This is a genomic window from Mycobacterium sp. NGS26 (genome assembly GCF_059813025.1).
In genome coordinates, this window is record NZ_JCALDU010000011.1 from 1 (window position 1) to 2,218 (window position 2,218).

At 70.9% G+C, this 2,218-nt stretch carries 1 protein-coding gene; it reads right to left on the minus strand.

Annotated elements, in window-relative coordinates; translation table 11 throughout:
- On the minus strand, positions 1-2,218 hold a 2,218-nt coding region (locus AC5Y6X_RS24300; protein ID WP_499989695.1), incomplete at both ends, for a non-ribosomal peptide synthetase.

Sequence of the window (2,218 nt, forward strand, 5' to 3'; positions counted from 1 at the left end):
AGCGGCCAGGTGTTGCCAGGTCTGCTCATCCAGGCCCAGGTTGGGCTGGCTCTTGTCGCCGGCGATGACCTGCAGGTGCTCGCCGGCCAACTCCTCGAAGTCGGCCAGCAGCGCCGGGTCGCCGCTGTCGAAGGTCGTTTCGAGACGGTGCCGCGCATCCTCGTCGGATTTGCCGCGCACCAAACAGATCAGGGTGCCGTCGACCAGCTCCATGCGCTGCAGCCATTGCAGGGCCAGGTAACGGCCCAGGAAGCCGGTCGCCCCGGTCAGCAACACCGTGCGCACCTCGGCACTGGGGCCGGGCAACGCCGGGGCAGCGTCCAGGGTTGCGGCGTCGATGAACTTCTCCAGCGTCAGATCAGCGGCGTGCACCTCGGTGGTGTCGCGGCCGTGCACGGACACAAAGCATTCCGAGTCGTGGTGGGTGGCCAGCCGTTGGCCCAGGCTGCTCACCGACGGTGCTTCGAACACGGCGCGCACCGGCAACTCGGCACCGAGGGCGGTGTTGAGCTCACCGATGAGCCGCATCGCCAACAACGAATCGCCGCCCAACTCGAAGAAGGAGTCGTCGGCCCCGACGCGGTCGAGCCCGAGGACTTCGGCGTAGATGCCGGCCAGGATTTCTTCGACCGGGCCGGTCGGGGCCCGGTAAGACCCGGCGGGGGTGTAGTCGGGGGCCGGCAGCGCCGCGGTGTCGAGTTTGCCGTTGGCGGTCAGCGGCAACGCGTCGACGGCGATGATCGCGGCGGGCACCATGTAGGCCGGTAGCCGCTGGGCCAGCTGCGCGCGCAGACCGGCCGGTTCGGCACCGCCGGTGATATAGCCGATCAGGCGTGTATCACCGGGGCGGTCCTGGCGGGCCACCACCACGGCCTGCTGCACCCCGTCCAGGCCGGCCAGCACGGCCCGGATTTCGCCGGGCTCGATGCGATACCCCCGGATTTTGACCTGCTCATCCGCGCGGCCCACATAGGCCAGCTGCCCCTGGGTGTCCCAGCGCACCAGGTCCCCGGTGCGATACATCCGTGCCCCGCCCGCCCCGGGCAGCGGGCAGGCCACAAACCGGGACCCGGTCAAACCCGGCCGGCCCCAATACCCGACCCCCACCCCGGCGCCGGCCACATACAACTCGCCGACCACCCCGGCCGGCACCGGGCGCAACCACCCATCGAGCACCAGCAGCGCCGCCCCAGCCACCGGCGCCCCAATCGGCACCACCTGCGCGCCCGGCGCCAGCGGGGCGCTAAGGGACGTACACACGGTGGCCTCGGTGGGCCCGTAGGCGTTGCGCATCACCCGCCCCGGCGCCCACCGATCCACCAGAGTGGCCGGGCAGGCCTCCCCGGCCACCACCAGCGTCACCGACTCCAACCCCGCCTCAGGCAGCAGCGCCGCCGCCGACGGGGTCTGGGTGAGCACCTCGACGTGTTCTCTGGTCAGCAGGTCATGCAGATCAGCCGGGGAGCCGACCACCGGTTCGGGCACCACCACCAGCCGCCCACCATGGAGCAGGGCCCCGAAAATCTCCCACACCGAGGCATCAAAGCCATAGGAGTGGCACTGCGACCACACCCGGCCCGGCCCCGCCAACTCCGCATCCACACACGCCAATTGGGTGATGTTGTGGTGGGTGATGGCCACCCCCTTGGGGGTGCCGGTGGTGCCCGAGGTGTAGATCAGATACGCGATGTCCCCGCCAGCGGGGACCGGCAGCGCGGCGACAGGCGCGGCGGTGGGCTGAGCACAGACGGTGGGGGCCGCGAGGTCATCGATGTCGAGGACGGTCAGCTGGTGGCCGGTCAGCCGGTCGCGCAGCGTACTGGTGGTGATGACCGCGGCCGGGGCGGCATCAGACAGCAAGAACCCGATCCGGGCATCGGGTAGGGCGGGGTCAATCGGTAGGTAGGCGGCCCCGGTTTTGAGCACGCCCAGCATCGCGGTGATCGCCTCGATCGAGCGGGGTAGCAGCAGCGCCACACACCGGCCCGGGCCCACCGCGCGCCCGGCCAGGGTGTGGGCGATGCCGGTGGCGGCCTGATCCAACTCGGCATAAGTCAACGAGTGGTCCAGATAGCTCACAGCGATTGCGGTCGGGGTGGCGGCCACCTGCGCGGCGAACAACACCGGCACCGACACCCCGGCATCCGAGGCCAGCGCGGGTGCGCTGGCCACCGCGGTGTGGTTGCCCCACCCGGCCAGCCGGGTGTGCTCGACGGCG